General features: G+C 64.5%; 16 protein-coding genes and 1 tRNA gene. 6 read left to right on the top strand and 11 right to left on the bottom strand.

All coding sequences use genetic code 11. The annotated features are described in order from the left end of the window. Nucleotides 1-3 precede the first annotated feature (3 nt). The 3 genes from I6F31_RS01905 to I6F31_RS01895 are packed head-to-tail and all read left to right on the top strand — an operon-like array spanning nt 4 to nt 2,749. Nucleotides 4-1,050 carry an ABC transporter substrate-binding protein gene (locus I6F31_RS01905; protein WP_225112637.1) on the top strand — a complete coding sequence of 349 codons (1,047 nt, stop codon included), beginning with the start codon at nt 4-6 and terminating at the stop codon, nt 1,048-1,050. Beyond that, nucleotides 1,047-1,895 carry an ABC transporter ATP-binding protein gene (locus I6F31_RS01900; RefSeq protein WP_225127544.1) on the top strand — a complete coding sequence of 283 codons (849 nt, stop codon included), beginning with the start codon at nt 1,047-1,049 and terminating at the stop codon, nt 1,893-1,895. Before I6F31_RS01905 ends, I6F31_RS01900 begins: the two co-directional genes overlap by 4 nt. Before the next feature lie 2 nt (nt 1,896-1,897). Further along, nucleotides 1,898-2,749 (top strand): ABC transporter permease, encoded by an 852-nt coding sequence (locus tag I6F31_RS01895; protein ID WP_225146185.1) that lies wholly within the window; start codon nt 1,898-1,900, stop codon nt 2,747-2,749. Between the two features lie 9 nt (nt 2,750-2,758). On the opposite strand, the gene I6F31_RS01890 is transcribed toward I6F31_RS01895, so the two are convergent. From I6F31_RS01890 to I6F31_RS01860, 7 genes are all read right to left on the bottom strand, one after another. Beyond that, nucleotides 2,759-4,006: a methyltransferase gene (locus tag I6F31_RS01890; RefSeq protein WP_225146184.1), complete on the bottom strand. Its 1,248-nt coding sequence runs from the start codon at nt 4,004-4,006 to the stop codon at nt 2,759-2,761. Beyond that, nucleotides 3,999-4,733: a TlyA family RNA methyltransferase gene (locus I6F31_RS01885; RefSeq protein WP_225146183.1), complete on the bottom strand. Its 735-nt coding sequence runs from the start codon at nt 4,731-4,733 to the stop codon at nt 3,999-4,001. The genes I6F31_RS01890 and I6F31_RS01885 overlap by 8 nt, the downstream gene beginning before the upstream one ends. 27 nt (nt 4,734-4,760) lie before the next feature. Beyond that, nucleotides 4,761-5,315 carry a nucleoside 2-deoxyribosyltransferase gene (locus I6F31_RS01880; RefSeq protein WP_225146182.1) on the bottom strand — a complete coding sequence of 185 codons (555 nt, stop codon included), beginning with the start codon at nt 5,313-5,315 and terminating at the stop codon, nt 4,761-4,763. 217 nt (nt 5,316-5,532) lie between these two features. Continuing rightward, nucleotides 5,533-7,461 (bottom strand): 1-deoxy-D-xylulose-5-phosphate synthase, encoded by a 1,929-nt coding sequence (gene dxs, locus I6F31_RS01875; RefSeq protein ID WP_036038029.1) that lies wholly within the window; start codon nt 7,459-7,461, stop codon nt 5,533-5,535. 628 nt (nt 7,462-8,089) lie between these two features. Beyond that, entirely contained in the window at nt 8,090-8,341 is a 252-nt protein-coding gene (locus tag I6F31_RS01870; RefSeq protein WP_008132970.1) for an exodeoxyribonuclease VII small subunit, read from the bottom strand. A gap of 73 nt (nt 8,342-8,414) precedes the next feature. Beyond that, nucleotides 8,415-9,344: a histone deacetylase family protein gene (locus tag I6F31_RS01865; RefSeq protein WP_225184598.1), complete on the bottom strand. Its 930-nt coding sequence runs from the start codon at nt 9,342-9,344 to the stop codon at nt 8,415-8,417. A 122-nt stretch (nt 9,345-9,466) separates the two neighbouring features. Next, the gene (locus I6F31_RS01860) at nt 9,467-11,128 is read right to left on the bottom strand and encodes a bifunctional metallophosphatase/5'-nucleotidase (protein ID WP_225184597.1); all 1,662 of its coding nucleotides are present in this window, start codon (nt 11,126-11,128) and stop codon (nt 9,467-9,469) included. A gap of 230 nt (nt 11,129-11,358) precedes the next feature. Between I6F31_RS01860 and I6F31_RS01855 the strand changes: the two genes are divergently transcribed. Then, nucleotides 11,359-12,591, top strand: coding sequence for an MFS transporter (locus I6F31_RS01855; RefSeq protein WP_225184596.1), 1,233 nt, complete (start codon nt 11,359-11,361; stop codon nt 12,589-12,591). A 107-nt stretch (nt 12,592-12,698) separates the two neighbouring features. Here I6F31_RS01855 and I6F31_RS01850 read toward each other — a convergent pair whose 3' ends face one another. Next, nucleotides 12,699-14,477 carry an acyl-CoA dehydrogenase gene (locus I6F31_RS01850; protein WP_225184595.1) on the bottom strand — a complete coding sequence of 593 codons (1,779 nt, stop codon included), beginning with the start codon at nt 14,475-14,477 and terminating at the stop codon, nt 12,699-12,701. Nucleotides 14,478-14,720: 243 nt separating this feature from the next. On the opposite strand from I6F31_RS01850, the gene I6F31_RS01845 reads away from it, so the two are divergent. Both I6F31_RS01845 and I6F31_RS01840 read left to right on the top strand, forming a co-directional pair. Beyond that, nucleotides 14,721-14,795 (top strand) — tRNA-Gln (locus tag I6F31_RS01845). A gap of 196 nt (nt 14,796-14,991) precedes the next feature. Continuing rightward, on the top strand, nt 14,992-15,333 hold the full coding sequence (locus I6F31_RS01840) for a 5-carboxymethyl-2-hydroxymuconate Delta-isomerase (protein WP_225184594.1): 342 nt from the start codon (nt 14,992-14,994) through the stop codon (nt 15,331-15,333). A gap of 28 nt (nt 15,334-15,361) precedes the next feature. Here I6F31_RS01840 and I6F31_RS01835 read toward each other — a convergent pair whose 3' ends face one another. The 3 genes from I6F31_RS01835 to I6F31_RS01825 are packed head-to-tail and all read right to left on the bottom strand — an operon-like array spanning nt 15,362 to nt 17,775. Beyond that, entirely contained in the window at nt 15,362-16,156 is a 795-nt protein-coding gene (locus I6F31_RS01835; RefSeq protein ID WP_036026095.1) for an IclR family transcriptional regulator C-terminal domain-containing protein, read from the bottom strand. A 60-nt stretch (nt 16,157-16,216) separates the two neighbouring features. Next, complete coding sequence (locus I6F31_RS01830; protein ID WP_225184593.1) at nt 16,217-17,455, bottom strand: FAD-dependent oxidoreductase; 1,239 nt, start codon at nt 17,453-17,455, stop codon at nt 16,217-16,219. Continuing rightward, complete coding sequence (locus tag I6F31_RS01825) at nt 17,452-17,775, bottom strand: 2Fe-2S iron-sulfur cluster-binding protein (protein WP_081494511.1); 324 nt, start codon at nt 17,773-17,775, stop codon at nt 17,452-17,454. Before I6F31_RS01825 ends, I6F31_RS01830 begins: the two co-directional genes overlap by 4 nt. Nucleotides 17,776-18,038 lie beyond the last annotated feature (263 nt).

Genomic DNA, 18,038 nt, shown 5'->3' with positions numbered 1-18,038 from the left:
CACATGAGCATTTCGAGACGCCAGGCGCTGTTCGCGGGGTCTGCATGGGCCGGCGCGTCACTGCTGCCGGGGCCATTGCGTGCGGAGGCCAAGCAGGTCTCGCTCGCTTTCGGGCCGGTGTCGCCGGTTTACGCCGTCGGCATGATCGCGGAGCTGAAGGGATACTTCAAGGACGAAGGGCTCGACTCCAAGCTCGTTACCGGCAATGCCGGTACGTTCGGCCGGCAGACATTGGCGGCGGGGCAGGCGCTGTTCGCGCACGGCGATGCCAGCCATCCGCTCCAGCTCGGTGCGCGCGGCAAGCCCTGCAGGATGCTGCTCGCGACCGAGATGGTATGCTCCTACGCCAACATCGTGGTCCGGCAGGACCTCTACGAGAGCGGCATCAATTCGATCGAGAAGCTCGCGGATTACAAGCGCCCCGACGGCGCCAAGCCGATCGTTGCCGCGACCGCCATCGGGTCAGGCACCTGGGTGTACGGCACCTATGTGTTCGAAGCGCGTGGGCTCGGCAACAAGGTGAACTGGGTTGCGGGCGGCGGGCCCAACACGATGTTCCCATCGCTGCAGACCAAGCAGTTCGACGCCATCGTGGCGCCGCCGAGCTGGATCGTCGAGGTCGAGAAGAAGGGTTTTGGCCGGACGATCTACGACACGTCGAAGCCTGGCGTGTTCGAGAAGGATTTCGGCGGGACGTTGCCCGTGCTGGTGATCTACACGCTCCAGGACACGGTCCAGCAGGACAAGGCGATGGTGCAGGCCTACGTCAACGCGATCTACCGGGCGATGGCTTTTGTGAAGGCGGCGCCGCTCGCGGAGGTGCAGGCGCTGGTCACGCCGAAGTACTTTTCAGGGATAGATCCCGATGCCGTCAGCGCCGAGCTCGGCTTCGACAAGTCGACCTGGGCCTATGACGGCGTCATCGACAAGGCGTCGTTCGAGCGCGGCGCCAAGCCCTGGTACCGCAAGGGCACGGACATTCCCGAGACCAGGTACGAGGATGCGGTCGACATGAGCTTCCTTCAGGCGGCCAGGGCGAAATACAAATGATCGCCGCGCCAAGCCAGAGCCTCGCGCTCGCGCGCGACGAGGATCGCGCAGCGGCTGCGCGCACGCGCATCGCCGTACAGGGTCTTGCCAAGCGCTTCAACGCGTCCGGACGCGAGTTCGTGGCGGTGGATGACGTTTCCTTCGAGGTCAAGCAGGGCGAGTTCGTCGCGCTGCTCGGTCCATCCGGCTGCGGCAAAAGCACCATTCTCAATATGGTCGCGGGGCTGTTGCCGCGCTCCGGCGGACGCATCCTGATCGACCAGGACACGGTCGAGACCGGCGAGGTCAACCCCAGGGTCGGCTATGTCTTCCAGCGCGATACGCTGTTTCCGTGGCGGACCGTGGAGCAGAACATCGGCTATGGGCTGGAGATCGCGGGAGTGCCAAAGAGCGAGCGCGCCGCGCGCGTTGCCACCGCCATCGAGAAGGCCGGCCTTGCAGGCTTTGCGCAGAGCTTCCCGCGCATGCTGTCCGGCGGCATGCGCCAGCGTGTCGCCTTAATGCGCACGCTGATCCTGGAGCCCGAGATCCTGCTGATGGACGAGCCGTTCGGCGCGCTCGACACCCACACCAAGCTCGAGATGCACAAGACGCTGCTGGAGATCTGGGAACGCGAGCGGCAGACCGTTCTGTTCGTGACTCACGATCTCGGCGAAGCCTTGACGCTGGCGAGCCGCATCATTCTGCTCTCGGCGCGCCCCGGGCGTCTCAAGGAAGACTTCGACGTCGCCATTCCGCGGCCGCGCGATCCCGTGGCCGTGCGCGAGACGGCCGAGTTCGCCCGGCTCTATTCCCACATCTGGCATTCCCTCGGCGAAGAATTCCGCCGCACCAGGGCCGACTGATCATGTCCAACAGCCGCACCGTCATCCTGTTCTGGCAATTGGCCATTCTCGCAGTGGTTCTCGTCGTCTGGCAATGGGGCTTCGAATGGAGCAAGACGCTGCTGCCGAAGGCCTACGTGCCGAAAATCCTCGATCCCTATTTCGTCGCCAAGCCGTCGCTGATCTGGCAGAGTTTCCTGCGGCTTGGCTGCTTCGCAGACGCGACCGGCTTTACCGCCTGCATCAAGGGCAGCGACAACAATCTATGGCTTGCCACACTCGTCACGTTGAAGAACACCTGGTGGGGCTTTCTATTCGGCTCGGCGAGCGGGATCGCGGCCGGCCTGGTGCTCGGCCGTTCCGATTTCCTCTCTCGCGTGTTCAGCCCCTACATCGTGGCGTTCAACTCCATACCGCGCATTGCGTTGGTCCCGCTCGTCATCCTGATTTTCGGCCTCGGTGACCTCTCCAAGATCGCAACCGCCTGGCTCGTCGTGTTCTTCGTGGTGTTCTTCAACACCTTCGAGGGAACGCGTGCGGTCGACCGTGACCAGATCGCTGCCGCCCGCCTGCTCGGCGCCAGCGAATTCACGGTGCTGCGCACGGTCGTGATCCCATCCGCGCTCGCCTGGGTGTTTGCCTCGCTCTTGCCGGCCGTTTCTTTCGCGCTGATCGGCGTGATCGTCGGCGAGTTCATCGGCGCCGAACGCGGTCTCGGCAAGCTCATCATCGAAGCTGAGGCGCGGGCCAATGCCAGCGAGATGATGGTAGCCATCTTCGTCATGATGTTCGTCGGCATCCTGCTGGCAATCGCAGTGCGCTCGCTGCAGTCCTACCTGTTGCGATGGCAGCCGCAGTTCGAGGCCTCGGCGTAGCCGCCCGCGTCAGCGGCTGAACCGCGCCACCAGCTCGACATGCGGCGTGTGGCGGAACTGGTCCACCGGCACTACGGCCTCCAGCCGGTAGCCGCCGTCGATCAGCAGCCGCGCGTCGCGGGCAAAGGTTGCAGGGTTGCAGGACACGGCAATCACGACCGGCACCTTGCTCGCCGCAAGCTTCAGCGCCTGCGCCTGCGCGCCCTGGCGCGGCGGGTCGAATACCACGGCGTCGAAGTCCCGCAGCTCCTGCGGCACCAGCGGGCGGCGGAACAGATCGCGGGGCTCGCACTTGATCGGCTTCAGGCCAGGTGTTCGCGCAGCTTTCGCCAGCGCCGCGATGGCGCCGGCGTCGCTGTCATAGGCTGCAACGCGCGCCTTCTCCGCGAGCCTGAGCGCAAACGGACCGACGCCGCAGAAGAGGTCGAGCACCTCCTTGGCCTTGCCGATGCGCTCTGCGACGAGTGCCGCAAGCGTCTCTTCGCCCGCCACCGTCGCCTGCAGGAACGAGCCCGGCGGCAGCGTCACCTCGGCGCGGCCCATCCTCACCGTCGGCGGCAGGCGTTGCAGCACCAGCTCGCCATGCCGGGTCAGCCGCGCCAGGCGGTGCTGCTCGGCGACGCGCGACAGCGCCGTGACCAGCGCCGTCGGCAGCGGGCCCGAGCCGCGCACGTCGACATCGAGCCCGTTGGCGGTCGCGGTGACCTGGATGTCCAATGGCTTGGTCACCGGCATCTTGGACGTCAGCGGCTCGGCGAGTGCCCAGGCGGCATCGAGTGCGCCCTCGAGCGCGGGATCGAGGATCGGACAACGATGGATCGGGATGACGTCGTGCGAGCTCGCAGCCGAAAAGCCGACCTTGAGGATGTCGTGCGTGCCGAACCGGCCGTGCAGCGTGATGCGCCGGCGCCCGGCGCCGTGGGCGTCGACCAGCGGCGCCACCTCGCAATCGATGCCGGCCTGCGCCAGCGTTTCGATCACCATGTTGCGCTTCCAAGCCCGATACGGCTCGTTCGCCCAATGCTGGATCGCGCAGCCGCCACACACGCCGAAATGCGGACAGAATGGTTCGACGCGTTCCGGGCTTGCGACCTCCACCGCCAGCAGCTTGCGCCGGTCGGGATGATGGCCTGCGACGTGATCGACCTCGACGGTCTCGCCGCCGAGCGTATAGGGCACATAGATTGCTTCGCCGGCGTCGAGGCAGACGCCGTCGCCGCGATGGCCGACATGATCGATCGTGATGCGCTCAACCACGGCGCGCGCCCAGGAAGAATTCGATATTGCCGTCGCCGCCGGTGATCGGCGAGGGGAATATGTCGATCTCGGTGCAGCCGAGCGATACCGCGAAGGCTGCGATGTCGTCGCAGATCTCCCGGTGCACGGCAGCATCGCGGATGACGCCCTTCTTGTTGTGCTTCCTATCAGCCTCGAACTGCGGCTTGATCAGCGCCAGCAGGCTCATCGGTGCGTCCGCGAGCGACAGCGCCACCGGCAGCACCGTTTTCAGCGAGATGAAGCTGACGTCGATGACGACGACATCGGGGCGCGCCGGCAGGCGCTTGCCCTCATAGCTGCGGATGTCGGTCTCCTCGATCGACACGATCTTGGGATGATCGCGCAGCGAGGGATGCAGCTGGCTTGTGCCGACATCAATCGCGAACACCAGGCTCGCGCCGTTCGCCAGCAGCACCTCGCTGAAGCCGCCGGTGGAGGCGCCGACGTCGAGGCAGACATGGTCCTCGATCTCGATCGGGTACCGCTCCAGCGCCCCGGCGAGCTTGACGCCGCCGCGGGAGACGTAAGGGTGCGCCGGCTCGGCCTGGATCACCGCGTCCTCGGCAATCGTCTCCGACGGCTTTGCGATTTGCTTGTCGTCGGCCGTGACGAGGCCGGCCTCGATCGCCGCGCGGGCCCGCGCCCGGCTCTCGAACAGGCCGCGCTCGACCAGCAATACATCCGCGCGCTTGCGGGCAGGGGGCATCGGATCTCCGACGGACGACTAAAAAGCTTATGTAGCGATCAATCGCGCGGCCGCCATCCGGACGCAAGTCTCGAACGCGGTGAGATCGTGCCAGACGTCGGTCGGCATAGTGGCCGGCGTCACCAGCGGGCAGCCGTGCAGCTCCAGCGCATGGATCATCATGAGGTTGTCGACGAGGCCGAAATCTTCGACCGCCAGCCCTTGGGCATCGACCAGCCGCCCGTTCTCGGAGGTGACCTCCATGAAGCGACTGAGGCGGTCGGCATAGGCGGCGCCATCGTTGGAATAAGCCAGGCAGAATTTGCGGCGGCCGGCCATGTAGCCGAGCTCGTAGACGGTGCCGGGATCGGCGCCGGCGCCGCGGAACGGCGTGAGGTTGGCGATGATGGCATCGGCCGCGTCCATCATCGCCTCGTTGCCGCAGAAAATCTGCCGCGAAGCGTCGCGCGCGGTGAGGTCGATCGCGTTGTCGAGGGGGTAGAGCCCGGTAAGCCCGTGCGCGGCGCAGATTTCGACCTTGCGCCGGCCGATCTCGACGGCATCCGGCAGGAACACGTCGGGGCCTGCCAGATAGATTTTCATCGCACGACCGATTGAGAAGGCATCGGAGTTGCCGCGACGTTGGCGGTGCAAAACCTCTCCCAAGGGGAGAGGTCGCGCCGAAGGTGCGGGTGAGGGTTACGCTCTCACGTGGGATCTGAGCCCCTCACCCGGATTGCACTGGACGATGCTTCGCATCGCCAGGAGCAATCCGACCTCTCCCTACGGGAGAGGTGGGGTTCAGCGTCTGCCGCGACAATCAAGCCAGCTTGACCGTCTCGGTCTTCACATCCTTGCCGAGCGCCTCGAACACCTTGGCCACGATGCCCTTGGCGTCGAGGCCGGCGCGGGCGTACATGGCGGCCGGGGTGTCGTGATCCTGGAACACGTCGGGCAGCACCATCGAGCGGAACTTGACCATGCCGGTGTCGAGCACGCCCTGATCGGTCAGGTATTGCGCGACATGCGAGCCGAAGCCGCCGATCGAGCCTTCCTCGATCGTGATCAGGATCTCGTGGTCGCGCGCGAGCTTGAGGACCAGCTCGGTGTCGAGCGGCTTCATGAAGCGCGCATCGGCGATCGTGGTCGACAGGCCGTGGGCGGCGAGCTCGTCGGCGGCCTTCTCGCATTCGGCGAGACGGGTGCCGAAGGAGAGCAGCGCGATCTTGCTGCCCTGGCGGATCACGCGGCCCTTGCCGATCTCGAGCGGAATGCCGACCTCGGGCATCTCGATGCCGCGGCCTTCGCCGCGCGGATAGCGAAGCGAACTCGGACGGTCGTCGATCGCGACCTGGGTCGCCACCATGTGCACTAGCTCAGCTTCGTCGCTAGCTGCCATGATCACCATGTTGGGCAGGCAGCCGAGATAGGCGTTGTCGAACGAGCCGGCATGGGTCGCACCGTCGGCGCCGACAAGGCCGGCGCGGTCGATGGCGAAGCGGACGGGCAGGCTCTGGATCGCGACGTCGTGGACGATCTGATCGTAGCCGCGCTGCAGGAAGGTCGAGTAGATCGCGCAGAACGGCTTGTAGCCTTCGGTCGCAAGGCCCGCGGCAAAGGTCACCGCGTGCTGCTCGGCGATGCCGACGTCGAAGGTGCGGTCGGGGAAGGCCTTGTTGAAGATGTCGACGCCGGTGCCCGAGGGCATCGCCGCGGTGATGGCGACGATCTTGTCGTCCTTCTGGGCTTCCTTGACGAGGCTCTGGCCGAACACGTTCTGATAGGCCGGCGCGTTCGGCTTGGCCTTGGCCTGCGTACCGGTCGCGACGTCGAACTTGACGACGGCGTGATACTTGTCGGCGGAGGCTTCCGCCGGGCCGTAGCCCTTGCCCTTCTGCGTCACGACGTGGACCAGGATCGGACCGGTCTCCATGTCGCGGACGTTCTTCAGCACGGGCAGGAGATGGTCGAGGTTGTGGCCGTCGATCGGGCCGACATAGTAGAAGCCGAGCTCCTCGAACAGCGTGCCGCCGTCCATCATGAAGCCGCGGGAATATTCCTCGACGCGATTGGCGCGGTTGGCGAGGATCTTGGGCAGGCGCTTGTTGATCTGCTTGGCCGCATCGCGCAGCGTGCGATAGGTCTTGCCGGAATAGAGGCGCGACAGATAAGCGCTCATGGCGCCGACCGGCGGCGCGATCGACATGTCGTTGTCGTTGAGGATGACGATCAGGCGCGAGTTCATGGCACCCGCATTGTTCATGGCCTCATACGCCATGCCGGCCGACATCGCGCCGTCACCGATCACGGCGATAACGTTGTTCTTGCCGCCGGAGAGGTCGCGCGCCACGGCCATGCCGAGGCCGGCGGAGATCGAGGTCGAGGAATGCGCCGCGCCGAACGGATCGTAGTCGCTCTCGCTGCGCTTGGTGAAGCCGGACAGGCCGCCGCCGGTGCGCAGCGTGCGGATGCGGTCGCGCCGGCCGGTGAGGATCTTGTGCGGATAGGCCTGGTGGCCGACGTCCCAGATCAGCCGGTCGCGCGGCGTATCGAAGACGTAATGGATCGCGGTGGTGAGCTCGACCACGCCGAGGCCCGCGCCGAAGTGACCGCCGGTCACCGAGACGGCATCGATGGTCTCCTGCCGCAGCTCGTCGGCAACCTGGCGAACCTGCTCGACCTTGAGCTTGCGCAGATCTTCCGGCGTCCGGATGGTGTCGAGAAGCGGCGTCTTACTGTATGCGTTCACGGCGATTTCCAATTTGTCAGCACCGGAAGGTCATTCCGGTGCGCGATGGGTTTGCACAATATCGGCGCAGCGCGAGTCCTATAACCGTCGGAGCCACCTGCACGGGGCAAGGCCCCGCCTTCAAGCTTAGGTAAGCTTAAGTGTGCTCCGGTTCAGTCTCTGTGATCCCTGTCACTTAGATCGGCTTCGTCCGTCCCCAAGCCAATTTCATCAGCAGTTTGAAGCACTTGTCGTCGGTAATCGGTGCCCACGCAAGGCTTACAAAAAGCCACACTCCGCGCAGCTTTACACCAAAGCTTAGGCCAAAGCCAACCCGCTGGGCCGATTAGGGGTATGCAGGTGCAACTCGCGGACCAGAAGTGGTTAACCTCGGGGCGGGATAAGGGGTTCCGGCCTTGCTCGGTTCTTGGCAGGCTTTTGGCCCGAGTATGGGCTTTTCTCGCTCTCAACGACCCGATTCGAAGGCAGGGACGTATCCACCGCCAGGGAACCGCATGCCGGCCGGGAGCTGCGCATGGCGATAAGGACGCAGCGGCCACGCTCACCGCGAAGACATTCTACGCGGACCTGCGTCGCGGTCTTGCACGGCCCTGCGGGGGTCAGAAGACTGAGCGGGAGAGCACTCTTATTACTGGACGTCGAGCGGGGCCGTGCCGGTGGCCTGGCCGCTGGCATCGGTGGTGATCTTGTCGACGCGCGCCTCGGCCTGGCGCAGCAATTCCTCGCAGCGCCGCTTCAGGGCCTCGCCGCGCTCGTAGATCGTCACGGATTCCTCGAGCGGCACCTTGCCGTCCTCGAGCCGCTTCACGATCGTTTCGAGTTCCTCGATCGCGCGCTCGAAGGTGAGCCTGGAGACGTCGACTTGAGTGTTTTCGGCCATATCCGTTTCCGATTGCCCGATTCGCTTCACCTTTGAGAAAGCAGAGTTTTGCGGGCGTAATGTGGCGGGTGGGTCAAGCGCCCATCAGGGCGCCGACATGCGCCGTAACAGATTCTTTCAGTCCCTGCAGGTCATAGCCGCCCTCGAGCACCGAAACAACGCGGCCGCCGGCGGTCTTGTCGGCGAGATCCATCAGCTTGCGCGTCACCCAGGCATAGTCCTCCGCGCGCAGGTTCAGCGAAGCCAGTGGATCGCGATAATGCGCGTCGAAGCCGGCCGAGATGATCAAGAGCTCGGGGCTGAATTTCTCGAGCTGCGGCAGGATCAGATTCTCGAACGCGATGCGGAATTCCGGGCCGCCGTCCTCGGAGGCGAGCGGCGCATTGACGATGGTGTCGTGATCGCCGCGCTCGCTTTTGGCGCCGGTGCCCGGAAACAGCGGCATCTGGTGCGTCGAGCAGTACATCACGGTCGGGTCCGACCAGAAGATGTCCTGCGTGCCGTTGCCGTGATGCACGTCGAAGTCGACGATGGCCGCGCGCTTGATGCCGTATTTGCGCTGGGCGTGGCGCGCGGCGATCGCGACGTTGTCGAAGAAGCAGAAGCCCATCGGCTTGCCGATCTCGGCGTGATGTCCGGGCGGGCGGACCGCGACGAAGGCGTTGCGATGCTCGCCGGCCATCACTGCTTCGGTCGCCGCGACCGCGCCGCCGACGCCGCGCATCACCGCCTCCCATGTGCCGGGGGACATCGAGGTGTCGCCGTCGATATAGACCTGACCGCTGGTCGGCGCGATGTGGCGCAGCTCGGTGACGTAATGCTCGTTGTGGCAGAGCGTGACGAGATCGAGATCGCCCTCCGGCGCCTCCTCGCGCGCCAGGAACTGGAAGCGCTCATTCGACAAAGCTTCTTCCACCGCGCGCAGGCGATCCGGCCTTTCAGGGTGTCCCGGCGGCGTGACATGGTCGAGGCAGGCCTTGTGGGAAAGGAGAAGCGTGCTCATCAGGTCGGCCTCACGGAAAAGGGGCTTTCGGCGTCGTTGGCGCATCCAGCGCCAAAACGCAATGCAAAACCCAATCTAGGCGCTTGGCCGGGAATGGCAAAGGGCTGCCCGCTTGATCCGGATCAATTCACCCGCAGGATGCGGGTGGGCGGCAGCGGACCGACCGGCCCGTGCGCCCGGAAGAATGCGAACAGCGCGTCCGCATCGTAGCCGCCGTATTGTGGCGCCGTGCCTTGTTTGGCGACGGTAAACCCGTCTCCGCCGACGGCGAGGTAATCGTTGAGCGTGACGCGATAGTCGCTTCCAGGCTCGATCGGCCTGCCGCCCAGCGTCATCCTCTCCAGGCTGACGCGCTCGCCGAACGGCTTTGAAGCATCCCAAGTATAGCTGAAGCCGTTCGACACCTGGAGAATCCGCGGCCGCTTCGGGTCCAGCCATTGCTGCTCGAGCAAGTCCTTGAGCTGGCTGCCCGTCAGCGTCATGGTGACGAGACGATTGCGGAACGGCTGGCTGGCGAAGACGTCGCCGAACGTGATCGCGCCATTCTCTTTCGGAACGATGTCGGTGCGGATGCCGCCGGGATTGGTGAGCGCGATGACAGCGCTGCCATCCTTCGCATCGCGGGTTGCGAGCAATTGCGCGTCGGCAATGATATCGCCGAGCGCGCTTTCGCCGGCCTCGTTCGGCACGCGCGACAATGTCTGCGTCACTGAGCCGGCGGGTCGGTTGGCGATCGGCGCGGAGAGCTTGTCGTAGGCGTCGATCAACGCGGTCTGCTCGGGATCCCTGGCCAGCGAAGCATTGGCGACGATGACGTTCTCGGCCTTGGCGGCGACGATATCGCGAGTCACAGGATCGAGCTTGAGGTCGATCGCGGTGACGAGTGTGCCGTATTTGTCGCCGCTAGTGACGAGCCGCCCGTCGATATTGCAGATGTAGGCGCGGTGGGTGTGGCCGCTGACGACGACGTCGACGGCACGGTCGAATCTCCTGACGATGTCGACGATCGGCCCGGTGATGGCAGGGCATTCATTGTAGTCGCCGACGGGCTCGCCGCCCTGGTGGATCAGCACCACGATCGCTTCGACGCCGCGCGCCTTCAGCTGCGGCACCAGCGCGTTCACCGTCTCGGCCTCGTCGCGGAATTCGAGCCCGGCGATGCCCGCTGGCGAGACGATGCCGGCGGTCTCCTTCAAGGTCAGGCCGATGAAGCCGACGGGGATGCCGTCGAACTCCTTAATTTCGTAGGGCGGCAGCACGCTCTTGCCGGTCGCGGTCTCGACGGTGGAGGCCGCGAGATAACGGAATTTGGCGCCCGTGAAGGGATGCGGCCCCTGGCAGCCGTCGACGGGATGACAGCCGCCGTTCTGCATGCGCAGAAGCTCGGTGTTGCCCTCGTCGAATTCGTGATTGCCGACCGAGCTGATCGCAAGGCCCATCATCGAGAGCGCCTCGATCGAGGGCTCGTCGTGAAACATCGCCGACAGAAACGGGCTCGCGCCGATCAGGTCGCCCGCGGCGACGAAGATGGCGTTCTTGTGTCCTTCGCGCAGCTGCTTCAGCAGCGTCGCCATGTACTCGGCGCCGCCGGCCGCCACCGTCACCTTCTTGGACTTGTCCTCGGGGTCGTTGATGCGGATGCCGCCCGGCGGCGGCCGCAGATGGCCATGGAAATCGTTGATCGCGAGAATGCGCAGCTCGACGGGGGCTGCGCTCTGGGCCGCAGCGGGGAGGGTGCCGGTGAGAGCGAGGACGAAGCAAGCCAGGCGGAGAAGATGTCGCATGGAGTTAGACTATTCGTTCGGCGCGAAGATTTCACGAAGGTTGTTGTCGTCATTTTTGAGGCACGCGCAGCGTCGTTCCCCCGACAATCCCATCATCGCACGAGCCATGCCGCTCGATGAATGCCAGGTCCGCTACGTGCCGCAACAATTAGCTACAATGTTTCATTTGAAAAACCGCTGGTTGTGGGGCACGATCCGGCCCCGTTCCCTTCAGACAGACCGTCAGATTCATGATTGCCGCCCCCCGGATCGACGAATCCTCACCGTATTATCGCGGCTGGCGGGTCGTGCTGGCGTGCTTCCTGATGGCCTTCTTCATGTTCGGCTTCGGCCTCTACGGCCAAGGCGTCTATCTCGCCGAGTTGCAGCGCGCTCACGGCTGGCCGGGCACGCTGATCTCCGCGGCCAGCACCTTCTCGTTTCTCCTGACCTCCGTGCTCGTCATCTTCACCGATGACCTGCTCGAGCGCATCGGGCTGCGCGCGCTGATCCTGTGCGGCCTGTCGGCGCTCGGCGCTTCCACCGTGCTGCTGGCGCTGGTGCAGACGTCCTGGCAGCTCTATCTCGCCTATGCGCTGATGTCGGTTGGCTGGACCGGCATGGGCACGGTGGTGATCGCGACCGTGCTGAATTCCTGGTTCGAGCAGCGGCGCGGCCTCGCGCTCAGCCTTGCCTTCAACGGCGCGACTTGCGGCGGCATCATTCTCGTTCCGCTGCTGCTGTCGCTGACCGGCAGCATCGGCTTCCGGTCTGCGATGCTGACGGCGACCCTCGCGATGATGGTGCTGGTGCTGCCGGCGGTCGTGACCTTCATCGGATGGCCCGCAGGGATGTCGCCTGCAGCCGGCGGACGTTCCTCCGGCTCCTCAGCGCCGGTGCGCTCGCGCAAGGCGGTGCTCGCCAACGCGGCGTTCTGGACCATGGTGCTGCCGGTCGCGCTCGCGCTGCTGGCGCAGATGGGTTTCATCGTCCACCAGGTGACGTTTCTCGAGCCGCTGATCGGCCGCTCCGCCGCAGGGCTTGCCGTCACGATCATGGCGGCGATGGCGATCGTCGGGCGCCTCTCGCTCGGCCTGTTCGTCGACCGGCTCGATGCCCGGCTCGCCTGTGCGGTTTCGATGACGAGCCAGGCGGCTGCGCTGTTCGTGGCTCTGCAAAGCACGAGCCCGACCGTGCTGCTGGCCTGCTGCGCCGTCTACGGCTTCTCGATGGGGAACATGATCACGTTCCCGCCCTTGATCATCCAGCGCGAGATCGGTGCTTCCGCCTTTGCGACCGCAGTGGGCCTGGGCACCTCGATCAGCGGCATCGTCGGCGCCTTCGGCCCCGGTGTCGTCGGTCTCGTGCGGAGCGTTACGGGCAATTACACGACGGCGTTTGCGATCTGCGTGGTGCTCGATCTCGCCGCGGCGGGCGTGGTGCTGTGGCGGCCGGGGAGAAGGGCTCAGGTCGCAGCTTTGTAGCCCGGATGGAGCGCAGCGCAATCCGGGACCGCTGTATCCGCGGTGAGACTTTCCCGGATTTCGCTACGCTCCATCCGGGCTACGATGTCGCGTTTGTGGCGCTCACCTTACCCCAGCAACGCCGCATCCGCCGCTGCGACCGACTCCGCGCTCTCCGTCACGGTGCGCTCGAGCGCGCCCGCCTGCACCGCGATGTTCTCGGCGAAGAAGCGCGCCAGCGCGACGTAGCGCGGCGCATCGCCAAGGCCTTCGGCCTTGGCAGCGAGCGCCTCGGAGGCGAGCAGGCAACCGCCGAGCGTCGCGCCGAATTGCTGCAGATAGGGCGTCGCCCCCGCAAGCGCGTCGTTGGGCGCGGAGGCAACGCGCTCCAGCAGCCATTTGCTGGTGCGCGTGAGCGCCTCCAACGCCTCGCGCAGCTTGGTGCCGGTGGTGCCGAAGGCGGGATCGTTGGAGGCCTCCACCTGCTTGACGGTCGCCGAGAGCTCGTCGAGCAGCGCCCACACCGACGCGCCGCCATTGGCAGCTAACTTGCGCGTGACGAGATCGATCGCCTGGATGCCGTTGGTGCCCTCGTAGATCGCGGTGATGCGGGCATCGCGGTAGTGCTGGGCCGCGCCGGTCTCCTCGATGAAGCCCATGCCGCCATGCACCTGCACGCCGAGATAGGCGACCTCGTTGCCGATATCGGTGGAATAGGCCTTGGCCATCGGCGTCAGCAGCGCCGCGCGTGCGGCGGCTTCAGCGCGCACCGTCGGATCCTTGGCGCGGGTCGAGACGTCGATCGCGACCGCCGTCGCATAGCAGATGGTGCGCGCGGCCGCGGTCTGCGCCCGCATCCGCATCAGCATGCGCTTGACGTCGGGATGCACGAAGATCGCATCCGAGCCGTCGCCTTTCTTGCCTACCGCGCGGCCTTGGCGGCGCTCCTGCGCGTACGACAGGGCCTGCTGGTAGGCCCGGTCGGCGACGCCGACGCCCTCGAGGCCAACGCCGAGGCGGGCCTGGTTCATCATCGTGAACATGCAGCGCATGCCCTGGTTCTCTTCGCCGATCAAATAGCCGATGGCGCCGCCATGATCGCCCATGGTCATGGTGCAGGTCGGCGAGGCATGCATGCCGAGCTTGTGCTCGACGCCGCTCGCATAGATGTCGTTGCGCGGCCCCAGCGAGCCGTCCGCGTTGACCATGAACTTCGGCACCAGGAACAGCGAGATCCCCTTGGTGCCGGCGGGCGCATCGGGCAGACGCGCTAGCACGAAATGCACGATGTTGTCGGTCATGTCGTGCTCGCCATACGTGATGAATATCTTCGTCCCCTTGATGCGATAGGTGCCGTCCGCCTGCTTTTCGGCGCGGGTGCGCAGCGCGCCGACGTCTGAGCCGGCCTGCGGCTCGGTCAGCTGCATCGTGCCGGTCCATTCGCCGGAGACGAGCTTTTCGAGATAGATTGTCTTCAGCTCGTCGCTGCCGTGGGCGTCCAGCGCCTCGATCGCCGACGCCGTCAGCAGCGGACAGAGGCCGAAGGCGACGTTGGCCGCGCTCCAGATCTCGGTGCAGGCGGCGTTGATCGCGATCGGCAGGCCCTGGCCGCCGAAATCTTCGGGGCCGGACACCGCGTTCCAGCCGCCGTCGGTCCAGCGCTTGTAGGCGTCAGGCCAGCCCGGCGCGGTCGTGACCTTGCCGCCCTCGAGCTTGATGCCGTGCTCGTCGCCGATCTTGTTGAGCGGCGCCAGCACGTCGGTTGCAAACTTGCCGGCTTCCTCCAGCACGGCCGCGGCAATGTCGGCGTCGAAATCGCCGTAATGGCCGGCCTCCACGGCGGCCTTGAGGCCCGCGCCATGGTTGAGCGACAGCAGCATGTCAGAAATCGGCGCGCGGTAGGTCATGGCTCACTCCCCGAGAACGGATATTGGCGCCGTATTCCCATGAAACGGGAGCGGTCTCAACTGCCGGGACGCCGGATGGCCTGGCCGGAACGGGCAGGGCCGTTGGGGCCCAGCATAGAGTGTCGGCCGCCGGGCCCTTTTTGCCCCTCCAGGCGGTTGAAATGCCGCGCCGCTCCCTATAGACCGGCTGCGACCGACGGGAATCTGCGGGTGCCGGTTCTGCCCGTTCCGTTCGTCGTCTGTTGGGGCGTAGCCAAGCGGTAAGGCAGCGGATTTTGATTCCGCCATTCGGAGGTTCGATCCCTCCCGCCCCAGCCAGATTGCCCGCTCCGCCTGAAATCACTCACGAAACCGGCTCTGCGCTGCACAGGGTGTTTCTCGGCAAAGATTCCGCCGACCGGGCCTTCCCCATGCGAACCATGACCCGCCGCGACAAAGATGGCGACGTTGAGGGGCGAACGGTCTACGACGGTGAGGTCATCTCATGAACGCCACCTAAAACGAGAACAACGTCATGCCGCACTTGGTGATCGAATATTCGGAAGGGGCGCTCGCTCGCGACGACGTAACAGCCTTGATGGAAGCGCTCTTTGAAGCCGCTTGGCGAACGGGCATCATGAAGGCGGAGGACGTCAAGGTGCGCGCGTGCGTCTACAACGACTTCCTGGTTGCCGGGAAGCGCGACAGCTTCGTGCATCTGTCTGTCTATTTGCTCGAAGGTCGATCGCCCGACCAGAAGGTCGAGCTGAGTACGAGCCTTCGACGGACGATGACAGAGCGATGCCCGGATGTGGCCAGCATAAGCGTGGATGTCCGTGACATGGACCCGGTCGCCTACAAGAAACGACTAAAATGACGGGTGCTCGCCAAAAGACGGCAGCTTCTCAGACGAGCAGGGGCTGCGCGGCGAGGGACATCTCCTTGAGGAGAGGCAGGAAGCGATCGATCATCTCACCGGTCGTGATGCGATCGACATGAGCGCCGATATTTGCGGCCGCGATGACGGCGCCATCGTAGCGGCGAATTGGCACCGATATCGACCGAAAGCCCTCTTCGGCTTCCTGATCGACAAGGCTATACCCTTTGGTGCGGTCGGCAATGATCGTCGCAATCACTGCCGATTTGTCGACCAGCGTCGACTGGGTCAGAGCCGCCAGCTTCATGCCGTCGACCGTTCTCGTCAGCTCGTCGTTTGCCAATCTGCCCAGCAGAACGCGTCCCACCGACGTGCAGAAAGCCGGCAGCCGATATCCTATGTCCAGTCCGGTCGAAAATACCCGCGCCGGACTCGACCGGGCGATGAAAACGACCTCTTCGCCATCCAGGACCGCAAGGGAGCAGACCTCCCTGGCCTTGCCGGCGACCTCGTCCATCAACGGCTGCATCACGGTGCTGATTTGGTTCGACGTCAAATAGGCCGAAGCCAAAAGCAGCACTCTGGGCGTTAGCGAAAACAACCGCTCGTTGCCCGCGACGAATCCGGATTTTACGAGGGTCATCAGAATCCGGCGCACCGTCGCCCGCGGAAGATTCGCGCTCTTGGAGAGGTCGCTGAGGGTCATTGGACGGCGATCGATACCGAACGACTGTATCACGCGAAGACCCCGATCCAGGGTCTCGATGAACTCGCTGCCCTCCCGCGCCTTTTCCTCTTCTTCCGTACGCTTCAGCCTCGGCATTCTATTGGGCGGTCCCTCTCAGTGGCCTCTCGAAAGCGAGAACCATCACAAATCCGCGCGCTAGGCGCCAGCCTTGTCTCCGGCTGTCACCAGGGATTTGAGGTCAAAGGAAGGGTCTGCGGCTTGCTCCGGTGCAGGGGAGATTCCCGCCGCAATCAGGCGTCGGGCTGCCATTTGCTCGCCTGGCCGGTTGACGCTGTCCACCGCGACCAATCGGCCCTGGCGATAGTAGAAGACCGAGAATCTTCCGTCGTCGACCGAACCTCGAACCGCCTGCCGATCATATCGTCCGGCCAGCCCGACGATCTGCAGCTTGACGTCATATTGGTCGGACCAGAACCTCGGCACATTCTCATAGGGCGCTCGAGCGCCGGCGATCGCCAGTCCAGCGGCCTTCGCTTGATCCTGGGCGTTTTGCACCGATTCCAATCTCACCCAGCTTTCGCAAAAGCGGTTGAAGTGGTTGGCGCAGTCACCGGCCGCGAAAATGTCCGATGTTTCGCATTGTCCGTGCGCGTCAACGACAATTCCATTCGTGCATCTAAGCCCCGCCGAGCGCGCGATCTCGTCATTGGCGACACCACCAATCCCCACCAGCACCAGGTCGGCGTGGACAACGGCACCGTTGCCCAGCACGACAGCGGAAACTTTTCGACCGTTTCCTTTGAAGCAAGCAACCGTTTCGTCGAGCATCACGTCGACGCCAGCCCGCAAATGCGTATCAAGAAGAAAGGTCGACAAGACCGGCGAGACGGCACGTTCAAGCAGGCGGCTGCTCGCTTCCACGACGGTGACCTTCTTGCCCAGCTTTGCCGCGGAGGCCGCAACTTCCAGCCCTATGAAGCCGCCCCCGATGATGACAATCTCCGCAGCATTGGCCAGACCTGCCTTCAGGTCGATCGCATCGGTCACCGAACGCAGATAGAAAATTCCATCGAAGTCCGCGCCTTCAACCGCGATGCGCCGCGCGCGCGAGCCCGTGGCGAAGAGGAGTTTTTCAAACTTCAGAGCGTTGCCGCCGGCCAGAGTGACCTGTCGCGCGCGCAAATCGAGCAGCGTGGCGCGCTGCCCAAGAACGAGATTGATCTGCTTGCCTTCGAAGAAAGTCTCGTCGCGCAAGATCAGATTTTGCTCGCTGATGCGCCCGAGAAGGAAGTCCTTGGATAGCGGCGGCCTCTGATAGGGCAGCCACTCTTCGTCGCACACAATGATGATGGGCTGAGAATAGCCGGCGTCACGAGCCGTGAGAGCGGCTTGAACCCCGGCATATGATGCGCCGATGATGACCAGCCCTGTCATGATTGCCTCGCCGGCACATGGACCACCAGCTCGTCGAGAGGGGCGGGCACCTTCAGCTGGCAACTCAGCCGACTGTTCGGCTTTCGCTCTCCCGAGACGGCGGACAGCAACTCGAGCTCTTCTTCGCTCGGCTGAGGGAGAGAGCTTGCTTGTTCTTCATCGACGTAGACGTGACAGGTCGCGCAATCGAGGCAGCCGCCGCATTCGCCGTCGATGCCGTGAATACCGTTGCGGACGGCCGCGAGCATCACGCTCACGTCGCGTCCGACCTCGATGGATTTTCCGCTGCCGTCCTGCTGGACAAATCTCACTCGCGGCATCCGACCTCCGTTTCCTAAGCTTGTTCGATCTTAGAACATAAGTTCGTTAAACGGTTACTTCAGTTCTGGCGGACCCTCAATCCCGACTTGTTGGCCGCCGCTGCGGTTCCATTAGGCAAGTTATGCGGAAATATTTTGCTTGCTTGCGCGTCACATTGGAGTCATTCTGAACGATATCGAACTAATGTTCGACTACCGAACGACAGGGCAGGATGCAATGAAGCTGACGACAGCGATCGTGGGAGTGGTGCTGACATCAGGCG

Origin of the sequence: Bradyrhizobium sp. NBAIM01 (assembly GCF_020194115.1) — a bacterium.
Lineage (GTDB): Bacteria > Pseudomonadota > Alphaproteobacteria > Rhizobiales > Xanthobacteraceae > Bradyrhizobium > Bradyrhizobium yuanmingense.
This window is presented reverse-complemented; position numbering and strand designations above follow the sequence as displayed.

Excerpts from the sequence above, each read along its gene's own strand:
- I6F31_RS01880 (WP_225146182.1), bottom strand. The coding sequence starts at position 5,315 with ATGAAAATCTATCTGGCAGGCCCCGACGTGTTCCTGCCGGATGCCGTC.
- I6F31_RS01905 (WP_225112637.1), top strand. The coding sequence starts at position 4 with ATGAGCATTTCGAGACGCCAGGCGCTGTTCGCGGGGTCTGCATGGGCC.
- I6F31_RS01885 (WP_225146183.1), bottom strand. The coding sequence starts at position 4,733 with ATGCCCCCTGCCCGCAAGCGCGCGGATGTATTGCTGGTCGAGCGCGGC.
- I6F31_RS01830 (WP_225184593.1), bottom strand. The coding sequence starts at position 17,455 with ATGACAGGGCTGGTCATCATCGGCGCATCATATGCCGGGGTTCAAGCC.
- I6F31_RS01860 (WP_225184597.1), bottom strand. The coding sequence starts at position 11,128 with ATGCGACATCTTCTCCGCCTGGCTTGCTTCGTCCTCGCTCTCACCGGC.
- I6F31_RS01840 (WP_225184594.1), top strand. The coding sequence starts at position 14,992 with ATGCCGCACTTGGTGATCGAATATTCGGAAGGGGCGCTCGCTCGCGAC.
- I6F31_RS01865 (WP_225184598.1), bottom strand. The coding sequence starts at position 9,344 with ATGAGCACGCTTCTCCTTTCCCACAAGGCCTGCCTCGACCATGTCACG.
- I6F31_RS01835 (WP_036026095.1), bottom strand. The coding sequence starts at position 16,156 with ATGCCGAGGCTGAAGCGTACGGAAGAAGAGGAAAAGGCGCGGGAGGGC.
- I6F31_RS01900 (WP_225127544.1), top strand. The coding sequence starts at position 1,047 with ATGATCGCCGCGCCAAGCCAGAGCCTCGCGCTCGCGCGCGACGAGGAT.
- I6F31_RS01825 (WP_081494511.1), bottom strand. The coding sequence starts at position 17,775 with ATGCCGCGAGTGAGATTTGTCCAGCAGGACGGCAGCGGAAAATCCATC.
- I6F31_RS01855 (WP_225184596.1), top strand. The coding sequence starts at position 11,359 with ATGATTGCCGCCCCCCGGATCGACGAATCCTCACCGTATTATCGCGGC.
- I6F31_RS01870 (WP_008132970.1), bottom strand. The coding sequence starts at position 8,341 with ATGGCCGAAAACACTCAAGTCGACGTCTCCAGGCTCACCTTCGAGCGC.
- I6F31_RS01895 (WP_225146185.1), top strand. The coding sequence starts at position 1,898 with ATGTCCAACAGCCGCACCGTCATCCTGTTCTGGCAATTGGCCATTCTC.
- I6F31_RS01850 (WP_225184595.1), bottom strand. The coding sequence starts at position 14,477 with ATGACCTACCGCGCGCCGATTTCTGACATGCTGCTGTCGCTCAACCAT.